This window comes from Castellaniella sp. UC4447_H14 (genome assembly GCF_052978285.1).
Map to the genome: position 1 here is coordinate 1,638,935 of NZ_CM129666.1, position 19,307 is coordinate 1,658,241.

A 19,307-nucleotide genomic window follows, 5' to 3' on the forward strand; every position below is an offset into this window, starting at 1 on the left:
AGGCTGATATTGGCGCGGACGACAGGTTTCGCGACATCATCACGGCAGAAGCCGTGTCACTCTGGTACTGTCTGGCGGTCGATTCCGTGCACGCGCAGCGCCAGCATCAGGCGGTCGGCGACGCCCAGCTTCTCGAATATGGCGGAGACATGCGCGCGCACGGTGCGCTCGGTGATGCCCAGCGCATCGGCGATCGACGGGTTGGAATGGCCCAGCGCCACGTAGCGGGCGACGTCGCGCTCGCGCACGGTCAGCTCCCGCGCCCAGTCCTGATTGGGTTCAGGCGCTGCGTGGCCGATCTGCGACAGCATGCGGCTGAGCATGCTTTTGCCCACCCAAATTTCGCCGCCCATGACATGTTCCAGCACGCGGGCAATGCCCTGCACCGGCATATATGCGTGAATGTAGCCCGCAGCGCCCGCCACCAGCACGCGCTGACCATCCGGGTCGCTGGGGTGGGCGCTGGCCACGATGACCTGCAGGCCTGCGGGAAATGCCGCCAAAGGAGCACCGGCCCCCGAAGGCTTCGCCAGCGCCCGCTCGTCCATGAGCGCCAGGACGCCGCGCCGTCCCCAGGGTTCGAGCTCGATCAGGCGCGTGGCGCGCGCCGGCGCCCACACCATGGCCCCAAGCCCGGCCCAGTGCCGGTACAGAAGGTCGTCAGCCGTCAGCAACAGAACCGGAATGGTCATGGTGTTCCCCCAAAACCCTAGCGTTCACGGAAGGCATTTTCGTGGGCGCGCAGCACGGGCTTGAGCAGATACTGCATCAGCGTGCGCTTGCCGGTGAGGATGTGGACCTCGGCCATCATCCCGGGGATGATGGGCCGGTCGGCGCTGCCCACGTCGGTCCCGACCGTGCGAACCTTCACGATGTAATAGGAATTGCCCTTTTCGTCGGTGATCGAGTCCGCGCCGATCTCCTCGACGTGGCCTTTGAGCCCGCCATAGATGGAAAAGTCGTAGGCGGTGAATTTCACTTCGGCCGGCTGGCTCGGATACAGGAACCCGATGTCCCGGGGATTGACCCGGACTTCCAGCAACAGCGTATCGTCGGACGGGACGATCTCCATGATGTCCTTTCCGGGTGACACCACACCGCCCACGGTATTGGCGGTCAGCGTCTTCACCGTGCCGTTCACGGGGGAGCGGATGTTGGAGGACGTCACACGATCCGCCAGCGCGATCTGGCCCTCGAGCAGGGACGACAGCTTGGCCCGCGAATCGGACAGATCGGTGCGCGCCTGGTTGCGGAAAGTGACCTCGGTTTCCTTGACCTTGGCTTCGGCTTCCTGGATGGCCGCCTGGATCTTGTCGATTTGCGCAGCGGCAGCCTTCTGGTCTCCACAGAACTTCGCCACATCGCGCTGCAGCCGGAGCAGATCGACCTGCGAGACCGCGCCGCTGGCCAGCAGCGGCCGAGTCATCGAATATTCGCGCGAGGCCAGCCCGCAGCTCGTGGCGGCCTGATCACGATTGGCAATGGTCGCACGCAGTTCCTGCTGGCGCTGGTTCAATTGTTCGTTGGCGACCTCCAGGTTGGCCTGCAGCTCGCGCGTCCGGGCTTGCCACACATGACGTTCCTGTTCGGCCAACTCGGGCGCCTGCGTCTGCACGTCCTCGGGCGCCTGGAACGGCGTGCCATTGGCAATGGCCTCGAGACGGGCGACCTTGGCCTTCAGGGCGAGGGTTTCAGCACGGTTTTCACCCAGGGAAGAGGAATATCGCGTCGGGTCGATCTGCAGCAGCACCTGGCCTTTCTGGACCTTGTCGCCCGGGCGCACCAGGATCTTCTGCACTACGCCGCCATCCAGGCTCTGGATGACCTGGACCTGGCGCGACGGCACGACCTTGCCCTCGCCGCGCACGACCTCGTCGATATTGGCCGTCGAGGCCCAGCCGATCAGCACGGCGGTGGCGAGCAAGGACACCCAGATGAGCAGGCGGGAGCCGCGCATGCGCTGCTGGCTGAGCGCCCAAGTCGCGTCGCCGATCATGTCGCGCGGTTCGGCGCTCTTTTCGTGGCGCGGCGCGAACGGGCGCTGCAAGCCAGCGAACCACGATGGCAACAGTCCCATGTCAGACCCTCCGCGCGCTGCCGATGCGGCCATGGCGCAAGGCGTCCACCACCTGGGCCTTGGGCCCGTCGGCCATGATGCGCCCGTGGTCGATCACCATCAGCCGGTCGACGAGATCCAGCAGCGACGTGCGGTGCGTCACCAGGATCAGCGTCTTGTCCTGACCGGCGGCCTTCAGGCGCGCCTTCAGTTGGGATTCGCTCTGGTAATCCATGTTGCTGCTGGGTTCATCCAGCAGCAGAATCTGAGGGTTGTTCACCAGCGCGCGAGCAATGGCAATGGACTGGCGCTGGCCGCCGGACAGTGAATCGCCGCGCTCGCCCACGATCATGTTGTAGCCCTCCGGGTGCGCGGCCGCGAACTCGTCCACACCCGCCATGCGGGCAGCGGCCAGCACGTCCTCGTCTGAAGCAAACGGCGTGGCGATGGTCAGATTGTGCTTGAGCGTGCCGTAGAACAGCACCGGGTCCTGGGGCACGTAGCCGATGGCGCGGCGCACGTCGGCGGGATCGATCTGATTCAGATCGATGCCGTCGAGGAGCAGTGTGCCGGCGGTGGGCGCATAAAGCTTCAGGATGAGTTTCTCGAGCGTGGTCTTGCCCGACCCGATGCGGCCGATGATGCCGACTTTTTCGCCCGGCTGGATGCGAAAGCTCACCTCGTCCAACGCAGGGACCTGGGTATTCGGATAGGCGAAGGTCACCCCCTGGAACTCGATACCGCCCTGCAGGACAGGCCGCGGCATGAAAGAGTGATGGGCGGGACGTTCCACCGGCATGGACATGTAGTTGTCGATGGACTTCAGCGAAGCCTTGGCGTTGTGGTATTGCATCATCAGGCCCACGACCTGCCCCAGAGGCGCCAGGCAGCGTCCCGAAATCATGGACGCCGCAATGATGCCGCCCATGGTCAGTCCCACCGACTGGACCAGATAGACGCCAATCACCACCACGCTGATGTTCACGATCTGCTGGCAGGTCTGCACGAAGCTGACCGTCACGGACGAGGTGACTTTGATGTGCGCGCCCAGCTCCGCCAGCCAGCGGGTGGATTCCTCCCACATGCGCTGGGAGTAACTCTGGGCATTGAGGGCCTTGACGGTTTCCATGCCGTTCAGGGCTTCGATCAGGCCGGCATTGCGCTGGGCGCCCGCCTGGAAGGATTCCAGTGTCATCTTCTCGACGCGCGCCAGCGACACCAGCGATACAACGACGATGAGCGCAATGGCCACCAGCGGAGGCAGCACCATCCAGGGCGAGATCCAGGCGAGCACCGCCAGGAACAGCGCCACGAAAGGCAGATCCACCAAAGTCGTCAGGCTGGCGGAGGCGATGAAGTCGCGCACGGACTCGAAGGACCGCAGGTTGGACGCGAACGACCCCACCGAGACCGGACGGCTTTCCATGCGCAGATCGAGGACCTGTTCCATGATGCGTGACGACAATTCCACATCGACCCGCTTGCTGGCGATGTCGACCACGAAGGCGCGGATGGCCGTGAGCACCAGATTGAACACCATGGCGAGCGCGATTCCGATGGTCAGCGCCCACAAGGTTTCGACCGCGTTATTGGGCACCACCCGGTCGTAGATGTTCATGGTGTAGAGCGGCATCACCAACGCGAAGATATTGATCAGGACCGCAGCCGCCACGGCATCGCGATAGAGCTTCCAGTTGCCCAGCATCGCTGCCCAGAACCAGTGGCCGCTGCGTGCGCGCATGTGCGCGTCCTGAGTCCGTCCTTCGGTGCGATAGCGCGGCTGCACGAAGCACGCCAAGCCGCTGTATTCGGCCTCGAGATCGGCGCGCGGGACCTCGACAGGTTCGGCGGCCTCCGGATAATGCACGACATAGAACTTCGGGTGCTCCTGAATCAGCACGCAGGCTCGCTGGTTGTTCAGCAGCAAAATGGCCGGCAGCACGGCCCGCGACCAGCTGCCGAGGCGGCGCCGTACGATGTGCGCGCTGCATTGGGCCCGGGAGGCGGCCCGCGCCAGGAGCGAAGGAGTGAGTTTCTGATCTTCCAGGGGGAGTCCGGAAGAGAGCTGCTGGGCGGTGCAAGGACGCCCCAGCAAGCGGGTGATCACCACCAGGCTGGCGAGCAGCGAGTCGTCATGCACTTGCTGCGCCGTCACCCCGGCGAGTCCGGGCCCAGGCGGGGCCTGGGGCGCATCCTGCAGGATTTCCTTTCCGGACGGAGCTTCGGGTTGCGCTGCCATTTATTCTTCCGGCCTACAAAATGGCATCATCGTCAGGGATGAGATCCAGCGCATCCTGCAGACGCTGACGGGTCTGCTTGCGCCGGTTGAGCTTTTCCAGAGCTCGCGGCGGCAGATCGGTCAGCCGCAGCGAGCCGTTGGCAATCAGGGCATCGATCAGGTCTTCCAGCACCCGGACGAAATCTGCGTCCAGGGCGGAAAGATCCTGCCGAAGGCGCGTATCGTCCATCGTCATCAGATCTCCTCGGTCAGTCAGACAGCCGTCGCCAACATTCCAAGCCGACCGGCGCCATCCGCTGGAACTGACCTGGGAACGCCGTCAGTTCCAGCCGCCGCCAGCTTTCTTGCTGCCCCCGGCCGGCTTGAGTTCCGGAGGTTGGAGGCCGGACTTGTAGTCGACCTGGATCGGCTGCAGGTCGCCGATGTTGGGCAGCGGCGTCAGGCAGGCTTTGAGGATTTCGTCCGGAAATTGCAGCTTGGACGCCTCGTCGGGCTGGTCTTTGTATGGATCGCCCAGGCCCAGCGCCGGCAACAGGCGGTGCGACAGGCTGAGCCACCGGTATTCGGCGATCCGCAGATCGAAAATGCCGTTGGTCAGTGCCTGGCGGGCATCGAAGAGTTCGTTTTCGGTATCCAGCAGGTCCAGGAGGCTGCGCTGGCCAATCTTGAATTGCTGCAGGTAGGCAACGCGCACCTGGGAGATATCACGTTCGTGCGCTTGCAGGAAGGGCATCTGCTGGCGCAGACGGGCCACGTTGTTCCAGGCGATCGCAAGTTCCTGTTGCACGTTGCGGCAGGTGAAGTCCCGGACATCGCGCGCAGCATAAGTCTGGGCCGCCGTCTGGCGCACCCGCGCCAGATCGGAACCGCCGCGGAACAGATTGAAATTCGCCAGAAGCTGAACGTTGGAGGCCTGGGAATCGCGGCCCGGGAACCCCGGCGGCTGGTTGGGGTCGCGGCCCGTGGCAGCCTGCACGGTGATGGTCGGCGCGAAATGCCCCTGGGCGGAGGCCTTCCCGCGCTCGGCGGCCTGGACCAGCGCCTGCTTGGCCAGCACTGTCGGGTTGATGCGCACCGAAGCGCTGAAGTCCTTGGGGTTCTTCGGCAGATCCTTTTCCACGTCCGGCGTTTCGGCCAGCGTATCCCCCGGTACTCGCCCGACCAGACGCTGGTAGCGCTGGGTCACGTCATTCAGGTTACCGGTGGCCGTCATCACATTGGTCTGGGCCAGCGCCAGGCGGGCCTGGGCCTGGACCTCGTCCACCCCGCGCCCCACACCCGACGCGCTGCGTTGGGAAATCTGGCCGAGGATGTCCTTGTGCAACTGATAGTTCTGCCTGGCCAGCGCCACCTGTTCGCGGTAGCGGGCCACATCGAGATAGGCCTGCACAGTCTGTTGGGCCAGGTCGTCGACCGTGGCCTTCAGCTTGTAGTAGTCGGCCAGCTTCTCGAACCCAAGCTGGCGCACGTCATTGATGGTCGAGAACCCGTCGAACAAAAGCTGGCGCAAGGACAGGCTGTAGCCGTTGCGGGTCCAGTCGGTAGCTGTCTGATTCTCACCGCTTCCGCGCCATTCGCGCCCTGTCCAGCCCTGGAGATTGACCTCCGGCAACAAACGGCCGCGGCCGACCTTCTGGCCTTCGGTGCTGGACTGGAAGTTATGGAACTGTGCAGAGATTTCGGGGTTGTGCAGGACGGCGGACTCTACCGCCTGGGGCAAGGTGGTGTTCTCGGCCATGGCGCCTGCGGAAAACGCCAGCGCAACGGCGGCCCCCAGAAGAGACGATGACAGCTTCGGACTACCCATGATGAACGCTCCTGTAGCGGATCCCGGGCTTGCCGCCAGAGACCCCATATATCAAAATCGGCATCCGTTGCACTGCTGCTGAAGACCGGACGTCGACACTGCCATCTATCTATTTGTTACAGAAGAGACGGCACGTGTCACATGTAAACGAAATACCTATCGAGTGGGACGCCGCGGTGGCGCCTCTGTGACTGATACACGAGCCCGCTTGGGCTCAATAGGAAGGCAAGTCGGAGCTATCAGCTTCTGGCTGATATTCTTGGGGCATGAACTTGCGTCTAAATCGCGATCCATTGCAGAACGCGATTGCATTGTACGCAGATATTGCAGGCGTGAGCAGTGTTTTACATATGTAAATACCCTATTCAGAAGAAGGTCTAGGGAAACCCCCGATTTTCGGCGTGGAACGGACGCATCACGGGCCTCTCTCAACGTTGTCATCAGGCCACACCTCATACCCGTACAATCCCTAAGTCCTCTTGAAATGCCGCGCCTGTTTTCTCCGGTTCCTCGACCCATCATGTCCGCTGCCGATCCGATTCTCGATCTCCCACTTCCCGACGAAGAGGCCACCCTTTCCCTGGGGAAACGCCTGGCAATGCTGGCTCTAGGCCAGGGGACGCCGCCCGGCCCGTCCCACTCCCCAGGCGGGCGGATCTACCTGCGCGGTGAACTGGGGGCCGGCAAAACCACCCTGGCGCGGGCCCTGCTGCGAGCGGCCGGAGTGACGGGCCGGATCAAAAGTCCGAGCTACACACTGCTTGAAAGCTATAATATTTCGAACTTATACTTCTATCACCTTGATTTCTATAGATTTAGCGATGCCCATGAATGGCGGGACGCCGGGTTTGCCGAGCTTTTCGACGAACACGCCATCGTTCTGATCGAATGGCCTGAACAGGCTGGGACCCGTCTGCCCCCACCGGATCTGGACATCCACTTGGCGTATGCAGGTGCCGGGCGCTCCGCGCGGCTGCGCGCCAGCAGCGAAAAAGGACAACGATGGCTGACATCCCTGAATCCGCCCGCCCACTGAACCCACTCGCCAAACCGCTGCGGCGCAAGCTGCTGGTGCGCGGCTGCACACTACTGGCGCTGCCCGTCATTCCCACCCTCGCCCACGCCGCGACCATCCTGGCCGTGCGCACTTGGCCGGCGGAGGAATACACGCGCGTGACGCTGGAAATGGACACGGAACTGAAGGCTGAGCACTTCACCGTGGAAAATCCGAACCGTCTGGTCGTGGACATCGACGGGTTGAGCATGAGCCGGGCCATCAATGACCTGGTGTCGAAGATCAAGCCCAATGACCCTTATATTCGCTCGGTGCGGGTGGGCCAGAATCGGCCGAACGTGGTCCGGCTGGTGTTCGATCTGAAGCAGGCCGTGGCGCCCCAGGTCTTCACACTCAAACCCATCGGCGAATACAAGTACCGTCTGGTGCTGGACCTGTATCCCAAAGTGGCCCAGGACCCCCTGATGGCGCTCCTGAAGGATTCCCAGAACGATCCGCTGGCCGGCATCCTGGACAGCCTGGCCCAAAACGAACCCGATCAGGCTCCCATTCCGTCCGTCCGGGGACAACAGCTCCCTCCGGTTGCGCACGAAAAGCCGTCCGAGCCACCGGTGCCTCCGTTGTCGGGCGGCCGGCAGAACCGGCCTATCCTCATTGCCATCGATCCTGGCCATGGCGGCGAGGATCCAGGCGCCACCGGGCGGCGCGGCACGCACGAAAAGGACATCGTGCTGCAGATTGCATTCCGCCTGAAAAAGCTCATCGACGCGCAACCGAACATGAGGGCCTACATGACCCGGGATCGGGATTACTTCGTGCCGCTCGGGGTCCGGGTGCAAAAAGCGCGCCGCGTGAAGGCGGATCTGTTCATCTCCATCCACGCCGACGCCTTCATCAACGCCTCCGCGCGAGGCTCGTCGGTATGGGCGCTGTCGCAACACGGCGCTACCAGCACAGCCGCACGCTGGCTGGCGAAGCGTGAAAACGACGCCGACCTGATTGGCGGAGTGGATCTCGGGGCGCACAATCGCCAGGTTGCCGAAGTATTGCTGGATCTGTCCACCGGCCAGCAGATCAACGATTCAATCAAGGTCGGCACCCAGGTGCTGCATGAAATCGGCAAAATCAACGATCTGCACAAAAACCACATCGAACGGGCCGGGTTCGCGGTGCTGAAGGCGCCCGACATTCCCTCGATCCTGGTGGAGACGGCGTTCATCAGCAATTCCCAGGAAGAAGCGCTGCTGCGCACGCCAGCCCACCAGCAAAAGATCGCCAGTGCGATCCTGGGCGGGGTGAAAGATTATTTCTCCAACAGCCCGGCGCTGGCGCGTCGCGCCTGAGTGCTACGCGTTTTCGGGCTTCTTGCGCCGGAACATCTTCCACAGCACGCCCAGGGCGGCCGGGACGGCGGCGGCCGCCACGCCAACCAGCACGATGGTATTCAGATGCTCCTTGACGATGGGCACATTGCCGAAGAAATACCCCAGGGCGATGAGCAGGCCCACCCACGAGGCGGCCCCGATGGCGTTGTAGAGCTGGAACTGCACGCGGCCCATGCCCGCCACGCCGGCGACGAAAGGCGCAAAAGTCCGGAACAGCGGCAGGAAACGCGACAGGACGATGGTCTTGCCGCCGTGCCGCTCATAGAAGCTGTGGGTCCTCAAGAGTGCCTTGCGATCCAGGAATCGGTAGTCGCGTGAAAAGACCTTCGGGCCGATGTATCGCCCCACGTTATAGTTCACCGTATTCCCCAGGATGGCGGCCACGATGAGCAGCGCTCCCAGCAAAACCGGGTCCAACAGGCCCGAGGCCCCAAACGCGCCCGCGATGAAAAGCAGCGAGTCGCCCGGCAGGAACGGCAAGACCACCAAGCCAGTCTCGCCAAAGATGATCAGCCCGAGGATCAGGTATATCCAGGCGCCATACTGGGTCACCCACACCCCCAGTGATTGGTCGATATGCAAGACCAGATTCAGAAATTCAGCCATGAAGGGCAGTGTCCCCGACAAAAGAAGCGCATGAAGCACACCGAAGGCCTGCGGTTGCCTGGGCCAGGCAACCGCAGGTTCGGATGACGCCCCACTATAATCGTTTTCATGACGCGACCGATCGCCGCATTGCCTGATACGCTCGTCAGCCAGATCGCGGCTGGCGAAGTCATCGAGCGCCCCGCTTCCGTTCTGAAAGAACTCCTGGAAAACGCGCTCGACGCGGGGGCGCAGGCGATCGAGATCCGCCTGGAAGGCGGCGGGATTCGGCGGATACTGGTGGCGGACGATGGCGGCGGCATTCCACCGGGCGAACTGGCGCTCGCCTTGCAGCGCCATGCAACGAGCAAGATCGGTTCACTATCGGAACTGGAATCGGTGACCACCATGGGATTCCGGGGCGAAGCGCTTGCGTCGATCGCTTCAGTGGCACAACTGACGCTGACCTCCCGGACCGCCGATGAGGACCAAGCTTGGCAAATGACCGCGGGCGGCGGCGAAGTCACGCCGGCCGCGGGCAGCGTCGGCACGCGCGTCGACATGCGACAGCTCTTCGACCGCATCCCGGCCCGCCGCCGGTTCCTGAAGACCGACGCGACGGAATACGGCCACTGTCTGGGCGCCATCGAGCGGATCGCGCTGGCCAACCCCGGCGTGAGCTTCCGCGTCTTCCACAACGACAAACCCCAGCGCAACTGGCCGGCCACACACATCCACGGCCGGATCCGGGACGTGCTGGGTGACGAATTCGAAGACCAGAGTCTTCCGGTATCGGCGGGCCAGGGCCTGATCCTGCTGGAAGGCTGCATCACTCGGCCCACATTCGCGCGCAACCGGGCCGACCGGCAATACCTGTACGTCAATGGACGTTTCGTGCGGGACCGCACGGTCTCGCACGCGGTACGCCAAGCCTACGCCGACGTCCTGCACGGCGACCGCCAGCCGGCGTATGTGCTGTTCCTGAGCCTGGACCCCGCCGGGGTGGACGTGAACGTGCATCCCGCCAAGCTCGAGGTCCGATTCCGGGACAGCGGCGCGGTACACCGCTACGTCGGCCAAGTCCTCGCGCAGGCTCTGGCGCAGCGGGGCGGGGCGGCGGCCAGCGGCCCGGTGGAGGCGCCGCCCGCGCCCACGCTGGGCGGCGCCGGCGTGTTGACCGTCGTCCACACAACAACGGGGGCTCAGGCGACCCAACGTCCCGCCGCCGGCGTGTCCGTCGCGGCGGACCAGGCCGGGCGCACCGGCCCCACAGGAGCACCGCTCCCCCGCTATCCCGCAGGTCGACTCATCCAGCAGCGATTTCAGTTGCAGGAACACACCCCGGATTGGCGCGCACTCTACGCGCCGCTGCCCGGGAAAACCGGCACAGGTTCGGGCAACGGCGATCCGCCGGAGCCTCAACCCCGGCAGGATACGCCGGACTTGCAGCACCCACGAGCGGCGGCCGAACTGCCGCTGGGCATGGCGCTGGGCCAGCTTCACGGCATCTACATCCTGGCGCAAAACGCCCAGGGTCTGATCCTGGTGGACATGCATGCCGCCCACGAACGGGTGGTATACGAAACGTTGAAGCGCTCCCTGGATGAAGCGACCCTGCCCACCCAGGAACTGCTGGTTCCAGCGGTGTTCACGGCAACCGAGACCCAGGTCGCCATTGCACTGGAACATCAGGACACACTGGACCACCTGGGCTTGCGCATCCGCGCCACAGGGCCTGCCTCGCTGGCGGTGCGCGCGGTGCCGGCACTGCTGGCTCAGGGCGACGTCGAGGCGCTGGCCGTGGGCGTGCTGGCGGACCTGGAGCGCATCGGCCAGTCGGCCCGGCTGACGGAGCAACGCAACGAGTTGCTGTCCACCATGGCCTGCCATGGAGCCGTCCGCGCCCACCGGCGCCTGACACTGGACGAAATGAACGCCCTGCTGCGTCAGATGGAGCGCACGGAACGCGCGGACCAGTGCAACCACGGACGCCCCACGTGGTTCCAGTGGTCCATGAGCGACCTGGACAAGCTGTTCATGCGCGGGCAGTAGCGCACATGGGACTCCCTACGCCTCCACCGGCTGACACGGACCCGACTTCGATCCTCGTCTGTCTCACAGGCCCCACGGCCTCGGGCAAGTCGGCAGCGTCCATGGCGCTGGGGCGCCGCTGGCCGATCGAGCTCATCGTGATGGATTCCGCCACGGTCTACCGCGGCATGGATATCGGAACGGCCAAGCCCACGTTCGAGGAACGGGCACGGTTTCCGCACCATCTGCTCGACATCCGCGACCCGGCGCAGTCGTATTCCGCAGCCGACTTCGCCCAGGACGCCGCCGCACTGGTGTGCGACATCCGTTCGAGAGGCCACATCCCGGTCGTCTGCGGCGGCACCCTGCTCTACTACAAGGCGCTGCGCGAGGGCCTGAACGATCTGCCTGCATCGGACCCGGCCACCCGACGGCAACTGGACGATGAGGCGCGAGAACGCGGCTGGCCCACGCTGCATGCCGAACTGGCGCGCGTGGACCCCGCAACCGCCGCGCGGCTGGCACCCAACGACAGCCAGCGGGTGCAGCGCGCACTGGAGATCTGGCGCAGCAGCGGCCGCACCATGAGTGAATGGCTGTCGCAGCCGCTGCGCCCGATCCTGCCGGGGTGGCGCTTTGCGACCATCAGCCTGGAGCCCGTGGACCGCAGTGTCCTGCATGAACGCATCGGCCGGCGCTATCGCGACATGATGGCCGCAGGACTGCTGGACGAGGTAAAGGCTCTGCACGAAAGATCAGACCTGCATCCCGGCCTGCCCTCCATCCGCTGCGTCGGCTACCGGCAACTGTGGGATTATCTGGACGGACGGGTGACGCGGGAGGAGGCGATCGAACGGGCGATTGCCGCCACCCGCCAGCTCGCCAAGCGCCAGATAACGTGGCTGCGGGCCATGCCGGAGCGCACGATCATCGACTGTCTTTCAGAGCACGCGGCCCATCAAGTCGTCGCGCAATTCAGGCGATCATTGGGCTGAAGCCGCCCGCCGATGCCGGGGCGCCGCCAATACGGCATCGCACCGCTGTCCGGCAGGAACGCGAAGCTGCGGGCGGACGGCACAACACGTGCTCAATCCACGAGGGTCTGGACACCGTCGGGCGCCTGGGGCTCGATGGCACCCAGCACATGAACGGTCTCCCCCTGGGCGCGCAGCGTGGCGGCGACGGCATCGGCCTGGCCCTGTGCAACCACCAGCACCATGCCGATGCCGCAGTTGAAGACGCGGGCCATCTCGTGATCGTCCACGCCGCCCTGGGCCTGCAACCACTGGAACAGGGCCGGCCACTGCCAGGCGTCGCGATGGATGTGTGCACACAGGCCGGGCTGCAGGATGCGCGGCACGTTTTCCAGCAGCCCGCCCCCCGTGATGTGGGCCAGCCCGCGAATAGCCGGGCCGTGCGCGGCCAGTGCGGCGAGGACCTGCTTCACGTAGATGCGGGTCGGCTCCATGACCACATCGGCCAGCGGCCTGCCGCCCAAATCCTGATCGGGGCGCGCACCCGCCCGCTGCAGGATCCTGCGCACCAGCGAATAACCGTTCGAATGCGCGCCGCTGGAGGCGAGCCCCAGTACGGTATCGCCGACCTGGATGGTGCTGCCGTCGATGATGGCGGATTTCTCGACCGCCCCGACCGCAAAACCGGCAAGATCGTATTCGCCATCTGGGTACATGCCCGGCATTTCGGCCGTCTCGCCGCCGATCAAGGCACAGCCGGCCAGCTCGCAGCCGTGCGCTACGCCCGCCACCACTTGGGACGCCGTGTCCACGGACAGCTTGCCGCAAGCGAAATAATCCAGAAAATAGAGTGGTTCCGCGCCTTGGACCAGAATATCGTTGACACTCATCGCGACCAGGTCGATACCGACCGTATCGTGGCGCTGCCACTCGAAGGCAAGACGCAGTTTGGTGCCTACGCCGTCTGTACCGGACACCAGCACGGGCTCGCGCAGATGCACAGGCACCTGAAACAGCGCCCCGAAACCGCCGATGCCGGCCATCACGCCCGGACGCATGGTGCGCGCCGCCAGAGGCTTGATGCGATCGACCAGCGCGTCACCAGCATCGATGTCGACCCCGGCATCGCGGTAGGTCATGGAGGGTGGGGTTCCGTGAGTCATGAGAAAAGCTGCCGAATGTGCAAGAATTGCGGGTTTGGACGACGTACAACCCTGATTTTACGATGAAGTACCGATCCACATGACGCAGCAATTGCTTCTGGATATCCTGCCCGGCGCCGTCCCGACGCTGGACGGCTTTGTGCCCGGCGGCAACGCAGCCGCCGTCGCATCGATCCGGGCGTTGTCCCCGGGCCATGCCGTGTACCTTTGGGGCAGCGCCGGCTCAGGCCGCAGCCACCTGCTGCGCGCGCGGGCCCAGGGCCAAGGCTGCCACTATCTGGATGCGCGGGCACCCGTCCACCTGTTGCGCGCGCTGGCAACCGACGAGGATCGCACGCTCGCGCTGGTCGCCGTGGACGACGTGGGCGACCTGAACGACGCGGGTCAGGCCGCGCTGTTTGCGCTTTTCAACAGATGGCGGGCAGCGGCCACCACGTCCGGCGCCTTTGCCTTGCTGACCTCAGGCGGGCGGGCGCCGCTGACGATGCCCCTGCGCGAGGACCTGCGCACCCGCCTGGGCTGGGACCTGGTGTTCCGGCTGGAACAGCTCACCGACGACGAACGGGCCCGGGCCCTGCAGGAACGCGCCCTGAACAGGGGCCTGAAGCTGTCCGAAGAGGTCCTGAACTGGATCCTGACGCATCACGACCGCGACATGGGGCGCCTGACGGCCCTCATCGATACGCTGGATCACTACTCATTGGAGCGCCACCGCCCCATCACGCTGCCGCTGCTCAAGGAGCTGCTGGCCCACCCGTCCGCACCAGGAATCCCATGACCCTCGCCGACCGCCTTGCCCTCTTCGATCTGGACCACACGCTGCTGCCGTTTGACAGCGACCACCTGTGGGCCGATTTTCTGGCCCGCACGGGACGCGCAGGCGATCCTCAAATCGCCCGGCAGCGCAATGATGAGCTGTTGCGGCGCTACGATGAAGGCACGCTGGGCGCCCAAGAGGCGGCCGACTTCATGCTGGGCCTGCTGCGTCTGGGAACCCCGCAAGAGCTGGCTCAGTGGCAGGGCGAATACATGGAAGAGATCATCCTGCCGGGCATCCTGCCGGTGGCGCGCGAGCTGGTGGCACGCCACCAGGATCGCGGCGACCTGTGCGCCATCGTGACGTCCACCAACGCCTTCGTCACGCGACCCATCGCAGACGCCCTGGGGATTCGGGATCTGATCGCCACGATCCCCGAATGCGATGCCCAGGGGTGCTATACCGGCCGCATATCGGGCACGGCCAGTTTCCAGGCCGGAAAGGTCTTGCGCGTACGCGCCTGGCTGCAAGAACTGGGACTGGATCTGGAAAGCTTCAAGGAATCGTGGTTCTACAGCGATTCCGTGAACGACCTGCCTCTGCTCGAAGTGGTCGACCACCCGGTGGCAACCAACCCCAGCCCGGCGCTGCGCGAGCTTGCCAAGGGGCGCGGATGGCAAATCCTGGACCTTTTCGCGGACATTCGGCCTTAAAATACGCGCCATGCTAAAGCAGACCATCAAACACTTCGTCTCGCGCCTGTTCACGACGCCCGCCAATGGACCCGTGCGCCTGCCGCGCGACAAACACGGCATCGACCGCCGCCTGGTGTCGAGGCACGCGATCAAAGTCTGCGAGGTCCTGAACCAGGAAGGATTCGACGCCTATATCGTCGGCGGCGCGGTGCGCGACCTCATCGTGGGGCTGCAGCCCAAGGATTTCGACGTCGCCACCAACGCCACGCCCGGCCAGATCAGGCCGTTGTTCCGCCGCGCGCGCATCATCGGGCGGCGGTTCCAGCTTGTGCACGTGGTCTTCGGCCAGGAAATCATCGAGACGTCCACCTTCCGTGCGCCTTCTTCGGGCGACCAGGAAACCGACGAGCACGGCCGGATCCTGCGCGACAACGTCTTCGGCACGCACGAGGAAGACGCCGCCCGGCGCGACTTCACGATCAATGCGCTGTACTACGACCCGTTGAAAGAGGAAGTGATCGACTTCCACCAGGGCGTGGCCGACCTGAAGAACCGCGTGGTGCGCATGATCGGCGACCCGGAAACGCGTTTTCGCGAAGATCCGGTGCGGATGCTGAGAGCGCTGCGCTTCCAGGCCAAGCTTGGCGCGCGCATCGACCCCGCCACAGAGGCACCCATCAGCCGCCTGGCGGCCCTCATCGAGCACGTGCCCGCTTCCCGTCTGTTCGACGAGACATTGAAACTGCTGACGTGCGGCCATGCCATGGACTGCCTGCGCGAGCTGTCCCGATCGGGTCTGACCAAAAGCCTGATTCCGCTCATCGACCGCATCTTCGAAGAAGAAGGCGGCGAGGCCTTCGTGGAAATCGCGCTGTCACGCACCGACGACCGCGTGCGCCAGGGCAAGGCCGTGAGCCCCAGCTTCCTGTTTGCCGCCCTGCTCTGGCGGCTGGTCGAAAAGCGCTGGGGGGCGGAAGTCGCCCAGGGCGTCCAGCGCAACGAGGCGCTGATTCGCGCCGCCGATTCGGTGATCGAAGCACAGATGGACAAGCTCGCCATCCAACGGCGTCACCAGGCCGACATGCGCGAGATCTGGCTCATGCAGGCGCGCTTCGAGCGCGCAACGGTCCGTTCCATCTGGCGCATGATGGAACAGCCTCGCTTCCGCGCGTCGGTCGATTTCTTGCAGTTGCGCGCGGAAGCGCGCGAAGTCGACAGCGTGCTGGCGCAATGGTGGATGGATCTGTCCAACAGCGGGGACGAGCGCCGCTCACAGATGATCGACACATGGCAGGCGGGACACTCGGGTGCGCGGCGCCTGACGGCCGGTACGACGCGGCGCCGCCGACGCCGGCACCGCACGTCGGACGCCGCGGCATCTTCGGATGACGCCTCCGGCACGAGCCCGCACCCGGACGCAACGGTCGGAAACGACGAGCCGAAACGGCGTGGCAGACGCTCATCAGAAGCCGCTTCTCCCGACGATTCTCTTCCCAGCGGCAACGCGCTCGGCGAATAGCGACCGCCCCGCAATGACCCCGACCCGCACGCCCGCCGGACCGGACGGATCCGCGCCCCTGCTGGCCTATGTCGGCCTGGGCGCCAACCTGGGCGATGCGGCGTCCAGCGTCCTGGAAGCCGCCGGCGCGCTGCGCCAGGATCCCGGAATTCCATTCCTGCGCCTGTCGGCGCTCTACCGCACAGCGCCGGTGGACAGCTCGGGACCGGATTATGTGAATGCCGTAGCCGAGATCCGGACACTTCACTCACCGCTGGCCTTACTGGTCGCGCTGCAGGCCCTCGAACATCGGCACGGGCGCGAACGCCCCTACCGCAACGCACCGCGCACGCTGGATCTGGACCTGCTGTGGTATGACGGACGCCACATCCGGGAGCCGCTGCTGACGGTGCCCCACCCCCGCATGCACGAGCGGGCGTTCGTGCTGCGGCCGCTTCAGGACCTGGCCCCCGGTCTGGTCCTGGACCAGGGACCCATCGCCGAGCTGCTCCGCCGCTGTACCGGCCAGGCCGTCGAGCGGATGGGTGACGCGCCTCCGAACCAGGACGGATCGAACTGAGAGGCCGCGTCACCCCACATCCCCGCCCGGGCACGGAAAGGCCCGACGGCCGGGTTACACTGCGCGCATGAACGATCCTGCTTCCGCCACCCGCCCGCTCATCCGTCTGGTCGTCGCCTACTGCGACAACCGGGTCATTGGGCGGGACGGAACCATGCCCTGGCACCTGTCCTCCGATCTGGCCCACTTCAAGCGCAGCACGCTGGGCAACCCCATCCTGATGGGGCGCAAGACCTGGGCATCGCTGCCACGCAAGCCGCTCCCGGGGCGCCGCAATCTGGTGCTCAGCCGCGACGCGGGTTTCACCGCCGAGGGCGCCGAACGGTTCGCCAGCCTGGACGCCGCGCTGGCCGCATGCGCCGGCGCGCACCGGGTCTGCATCATCGGCGGCGAGCAGCTCTTTCAGCTCGCGCTGCCCCTGGCCGACGAAATCATTGCCACGGAAATCCACGCTTCAATCGACGGCGACACCTGGTTTCCGGCCGTGCCCAACCAGCAATGGCGCGAAGCGGAACGCCTGCCGCAGCCACCCGAAAACGGCCTGGCGTTCGATTTCGTGACCTATCAGCGGATCCGCTGACCCGGCAGCCGCGGTTCGAGGCGGCCCTCCGCCGCGTCGCCGTGGCTCGTCGGCGTGGCTCGTCGGCGTGGCTCGTCGCCCTGGCTCGTCGCGGGGGGCGGAATGCGGCCGTGCGTCAGAGGCCTTCCATCCCATCAGGGAAAGTGCGCTTGTGAGCCGCGCGTGTCTGGCCCAGAATGAGAGGTTCTTATGTCCACTTCCACATTCGTCCATGAGGCCGCAATGAGCACGCAATCCCCTCCCATCGATCTGTCCAATCTGTGGATGCCGTTTACGGCAAACCGCCAGTTCAAGGCGAACCCGCGGCTGCTCAAAAGTGCACAGGGGATGTACTACACGGCGGCGGACGGCCACCGCATCCTGGACGGCACGGCCGGCCTGTGGTGCGTGAACGCCGGACACGCCCGTCCGGAGATCATCGAGGCCGTCACGCGCCAGGCCCGCGAACTGGACTACGCGCCCAGCTTCCAGATCAGTCACGAAGACTCGTTCCGCGCAGCGTCGCGCGTGGCGGCGCTCATGCCGGACGGCCTGGACCGCATCTTCTTCACGAATTCCGGGTCGGAATCCGTGGACACTGCCCTGAAGATTGCCCTGGCCTACCACCGCGCGCGTGGCGAAGGCCAGCGCACGCGCCTCATCGGGCGTGAACGCGGCTACCACGGCGTAGGCTTTGGCGGGATTTCCGTCGGCGGGATTTCTCCCAATCGCAAGACATTTTCAGGCGTACTGCTGCCGGGTGTGGATCACCTGCAGCACACGCATGCGCCCGACCACAACGCCTTCTCCCGCGGGCAGCCCGCGTGGGGCGCACATCTGGCCGACGAACTCGAACGCATCGTGGCCCTGCACGACGCCTCCACCATCGCTGCCGTCATCGTGGAACCCATGGCGGGATCCACGGGCGTGCTCGTACCGCCCGTCGGTTACCTGGAGCGCCTGCGTGAAATTACGTCGAAATACGGCATCCTGTTGATTTTTGACGAAGTCATCACGGCCTTCGGCCGGCTCGGCGCCGCCACCGCCAGCGGGCACTTTGGCGTCACGCCGGATCTGATCACGATGGCCAAGGGCATCAGCAACGCAGCCATTCCGGCCGGCGCCGTGGCCGTACAGCGCGGCATTTACGACGCCATCCTGTCGGCCAGCCACAGCGGCATCGAGTTCTTCCACGGCTACACCTATTCGGCGCACCCCATGGCGACGGCGGCCATCCTGGCGGCGCTGGATATCTACGAGCGCGACGGACTGTTCCAGCGCGCCGACTCGCTGTCCAAGCTCTTCGAGGATGCTGCTCACAGCCTGCGCGGTCGTCCGAACGTGATAGACGTCCGAAACATCGGGCTGGTGGCCGGCATCGAGCTCGCGCCGCGCGAAGGCGCACCGGGTGCCCGCGCCGCCGAGATCTTCTCGCGCTGCTTCGACCGGGGCGTCCTGGTGCGCTACACCGGCGACACGCTGGCCTTCTCGCCACCGCTCATCATCGAAGAATCCCAGATCCACGAGCTGTTCGATACCGTGTCGGAGGTTCTGGGCGAGGTCGCTTGAGAGCCCGTCCGGGTCAGAGATCCGGCCTCCCCGTCTTACAGCTTCGGCCATAGACGACTTGCCCCTGTCTCGCGTTGCGCGAGACAGGGGCAATGTCTTTCGTGGCCAGCGGATTCACGAACTGCGGCGGCCGGTACTCGTACCGCCGATACCGCAGCGCCGCTCCTCGGCGTCAGGACTTCCCGGACTGAGCCTTCGCGCGCGCCCGCAGCGTGGTCACGGTCTCGCCCCCGATTCCCCAGCTATCGGTATCGACTTCCTCGATCACCACAAAGGTGGTCTTGGGGTTCTTGCCCAGCACGTCCACCAGAAGTTGGGTCGCGCCCTGGATGAGCTTGGCCTTTTGTTCCGCAGTCGCGCCTTCACGTGTGATCTTGATGTTGACGAACGGCAT

The 19,307-nt window shown here is 65.2% G+C and carries 18 protein-coding genes; 10 read left to right on the forward strand and 8 right to left on the reverse strand.

The window, feature by feature from the left end; genetic code table 11:
• Positions 1–56 precede the first annotated feature (56 nt).
• The 5 genes from ACVCMJ_RS07900 to ACVCMJ_RS07920 form a co-directional block, all read right to left on the reverse strand.
• Positions 57–692 (reverse strand): helix-turn-helix transcriptional regulator, encoded by a 636-nt coding sequence (locus tag ACVCMJ_RS07900; protein WP_447080880.1) that lies wholly within the window; start codon positions 690–692, stop codon positions 57–59.
• A 17-nt stretch (positions 693–709) separates the two neighbouring features.
• A complete protein-coding gene (locus tag ACVCMJ_RS07905; protein WP_447080881.1) occupies positions 710–2,077 on the reverse strand; it encodes an HlyD family type I secretion periplasmic adaptor subunit in 1,368 nt (455 codons plus the stop codon).
• Position 2,078: 1 nt separating this feature from the next.
• The gene (locus tag ACVCMJ_RS07910) at positions 2,079–4,295 is read right to left on the reverse strand and encodes a type I secretion system permease/ATPase (RefSeq protein WP_447080882.1); all 2,217 of its coding nucleotides are present in this window, start codon (positions 4,293–4,295) and stop codon (positions 2,079–2,081) included.
• Between the two features lie 13 nt (positions 4,296–4,308).
• Positions 4,309–4,530, reverse strand: coding sequence for a hypothetical protein (locus ACVCMJ_RS07915; RefSeq protein WP_447080883.1), 222 nt, complete (start codon positions 4,528–4,530; stop codon positions 4,309–4,311).
• An 84-nt stretch (positions 4,531–4,614) separates the two neighbouring features.
• The gene (locus tag ACVCMJ_RS07920; protein WP_447080884.1) at positions 4,615–6,102 is read right to left on the reverse strand and encodes a TolC family outer membrane protein; all 1,488 of its coding nucleotides are present in this window, start codon (positions 6,100–6,102) and stop codon (positions 4,615–4,617) included.
• A 520-nt stretch (positions 6,103–6,622) separates the two neighbouring features.
• Between ACVCMJ_RS07920 and tsaE the strand changes: the two genes are divergently transcribed.
• Positions 6,623–7,138: a tRNA (adenosine(37)-N6)-threonylcarbamoyltransferase complex ATPase subunit type 1 TsaE gene (tsaE, locus tag ACVCMJ_RS07925; RefSeq protein WP_447080885.1), complete on the forward strand. Its 516-nt coding sequence runs from the start codon at positions 6,623–6,625 to the stop codon at positions 7,136–7,138.
• Positions 7,105–8,460: an N-acetylmuramoyl-L-alanine amidase gene (locus ACVCMJ_RS07930; protein ID WP_447080886.1), complete on the forward strand. Its 1,356-nt coding sequence runs from the start codon at positions 7,105–7,107 to the stop codon at positions 8,458–8,460. The genes tsaE and ACVCMJ_RS07930 overlap by 34 nt, the downstream gene beginning before the upstream one ends.
• A 3-nt stretch (positions 8,461–8,463) precedes the next feature.
• Here ACVCMJ_RS07930 and ACVCMJ_RS07935 read toward each other — a convergent pair whose 3' ends face one another.
• The gene (locus tag ACVCMJ_RS07935) at positions 8,464–9,108 is read right to left on the reverse strand and encodes a VTT domain-containing protein (RefSeq protein ID WP_447080887.1); all 645 of its coding nucleotides are present in this window, start codon (positions 9,106–9,108) and stop codon (positions 8,464–8,466) included.
• Positions 9,109–9,216: 108 nt separating this feature from the next.
• On the opposite strand from ACVCMJ_RS07935, the gene mutL reads away from it, so the two are divergent.
• Together mutL and miaA are read left to right on the forward strand one after the other, a co-directional pair.
• Positions 9,217–11,139: a DNA mismatch repair endonuclease MutL gene (gene mutL, locus ACVCMJ_RS07940; RefSeq protein ID WP_447080888.1), complete on the forward strand. Its 1,923-nt coding sequence runs from the start codon at positions 9,217–9,219 to the stop codon at positions 11,137–11,139.
• A 5-nt stretch (positions 11,140–11,144) separates the two neighbouring features.
• A complete protein-coding gene (miaA, locus tag ACVCMJ_RS07945; protein WP_447080889.1) occupies positions 11,145–12,113 on the forward strand; it encodes a tRNA (adenosine(37)-N6)-dimethylallyltransferase MiaA in 969 nt (322 codons plus the stop codon).
• A 92-nt stretch (positions 12,114–12,205) separates the two neighbouring features.
• On the opposite strand, the gene purM is transcribed toward miaA, so the two are convergent.
• Entirely contained in the window at positions 12,206–13,255 is a 1,050-nt protein-coding gene (gene purM, locus ACVCMJ_RS07950; RefSeq protein WP_447080890.1) for a phosphoribosylformylglycinamidine cyclo-ligase, read from the reverse strand.
• A gap of 79 nt (positions 13,256–13,334) precedes the next feature.
• Between purM and hda the strand changes: the two genes are divergently transcribed.
• From hda to ACVCMJ_RS07980, 6 genes are all read left to right on the forward strand, one after another.
• Positions 13,335–14,033, forward strand: coding sequence for a DnaA regulatory inactivator Hda (hda, locus tag ACVCMJ_RS07955; RefSeq protein ID WP_447080891.1), 699 nt, complete (start codon positions 13,335–13,337; stop codon positions 14,031–14,033).
• Entirely contained in the window at positions 14,030–14,725 is a 696-nt protein-coding gene (locus tag ACVCMJ_RS07960; RefSeq protein WP_447080892.1) for an HAD family hydrolase, read from the forward strand. The genes hda and ACVCMJ_RS07960 overlap by 4 nt, the downstream gene beginning before the upstream one ends.
• 10 nt (positions 14,726–14,735) lie before the next feature.
• Positions 14,736–16,226, forward strand: coding sequence for a polynucleotide adenylyltransferase PcnB (gene pcnB, locus ACVCMJ_RS07965; protein ID WP_447080893.1), 1,491 nt, complete (start codon positions 14,736–14,738; stop codon positions 16,224–16,226).
• 13 nt (positions 16,227–16,239) lie between these two features.
• Positions 16,240–16,785 carry a 2-amino-4-hydroxy-6-hydroxymethyldihydropteridine diphosphokinase gene (gene folK / locus ACVCMJ_RS07970; RefSeq protein WP_447080894.1) on the forward strand — a complete coding sequence of 182 codons (546 nt, stop codon included), beginning with the start codon at positions 16,240–16,242 and terminating at the stop codon, positions 16,783–16,785.
• A gap of 67 nt (positions 16,786–16,852) precedes the next feature.
• On the forward strand, positions 16,853–17,365 hold the full coding sequence (locus ACVCMJ_RS07975) for a dihydrofolate reductase (RefSeq protein WP_447080895.1): 513 nt from the start codon (positions 16,853–16,855) through the stop codon (positions 17,363–17,365).
• Positions 17,366–17,629: 264 nt separating this feature from the next.
• Entirely contained in the window at positions 17,630–18,913 is a 1,284-nt protein-coding gene (locus ACVCMJ_RS07980) for an aminotransferase class III-fold pyridoxal phosphate-dependent enzyme (RefSeq protein WP_447082702.1), read from the forward strand.
• 172 nt (positions 18,914–19,085) lie between these two features.
• Here ACVCMJ_RS07980 and ACVCMJ_RS07985 read toward each other — a convergent pair whose 3' ends face one another.
• Complete coding sequence (locus ACVCMJ_RS07985) at positions 19,086–19,307, reverse strand: tautomerase family protein (RefSeq protein WP_447080896.1); 222 nt, start codon at positions 19,305–19,307, stop codon at positions 19,086–19,088.

Coding starts and splice junctions, on each gene's coding strand:
- ACVCMJ_RS07960 (WP_447080892.1), top strand. CDS start 14,030: ATGACCCTCGCCGACCGCCTTGCCCTCTTCGATCTGGACCACACGCTG.
- ACVCMJ_RS07915 (WP_447080883.1), bottom strand. CDS start 4,530: ATGACGATGGACGATACGCGCCTTCGGCAGGATCTTTCCGCCCTGGAC.
- ACVCMJ_RS07985 (WP_447080896.1), bottom strand. CDS start 19,307: ATGCCGTTCGTCAACATCAAGATCACACGTGAAGGCGCGACTGCGGAA.
- ACVCMJ_RS07900 (WP_447080880.1), bottom strand. CDS start 692: ATGACCATTCCGGTTCTGTTGCTGACGGCTGACGACCTTCTGTACCGG.
- pcnB (WP_447080893.1), top strand. CDS start 14,736: ATGCTAAAGCAGACCATCAAACACTTCGTCTCGCGCCTGTTCACGACG.
- ACVCMJ_RS07910 (WP_447080882.1), bottom strand. CDS start 4,295: ATGGCAGCGCAACCCGAAGCTCCGTCCGGAAAGGAAATCCTGCAGGAT.
- ACVCMJ_RS07980 (WP_447082702.1), top strand. CDS start 17,630: ATGCCGTTTACGGCAAACCGCCAGTTCAAGGCGAACCCGCGGCTGCTC.
- ACVCMJ_RS07920 (WP_447080884.1), bottom strand. CDS start 6,102: ATGGGTAGTCCGAAGCTGTCATCGTCTCTTCTGGGGGCCGCCGTTGCG.
- folK (WP_447080894.1), top strand. CDS start 16,240: ATGACCCCGACCCGCACGCCCGCCGGACCGGACGGATCCGCGCCCCTG.
- hda (WP_447080891.1), top strand. CDS start 13,335: ATGACGCAGCAATTGCTTCTGGATATCCTGCCCGGCGCCGTCCCGACG.
- miaA (WP_447080889.1), top strand. CDS start 11,145: ATGGGACTCCCTACGCCTCCACCGGCTGACACGGACCCGACTTCGATC.
- purM (WP_447080890.1), bottom strand. CDS start 13,255: ATGACTCACGGAACCCCACCCTCCATGACCTACCGCGATGCCGGGGTC.
- ACVCMJ_RS07930 (WP_447080886.1), top strand. CDS start 7,105: ATGGCTGACATCCCTGAATCCGCCCGCCCACTGAACCCACTCGCCAAA.
- ACVCMJ_RS07905 (WP_447080881.1), bottom strand. CDS start 2,077: ATGGGACTGTTGCCATCGTGGTTCGCTGGCTTGCAGCGCCCGTTCGCG.
- mutL (WP_447080888.1), top strand. CDS start 9,217: ATGACGCGACCGATCGCCGCATTGCCTGATACGCTCGTCAGCCAGATC.
- ACVCMJ_RS07975 (WP_447080895.1), top strand. CDS start 16,853: ATGAACGATCCTGCTTCCGCCACCCGCCCGCTCATCCGTCTGGTCGTC.
- ACVCMJ_RS07935 (WP_447080887.1), bottom strand. CDS start 9,108: ATGGCTGAATTTCTGAATCTGGTCTTGCATATCGACCAATCACTGGGG.
- tsaE (WP_447080885.1), top strand. CDS start 6,623: ATGTCCGCTGCCGATCCGATTCTCGATCTCCCACTTCCCGACGAAGAG.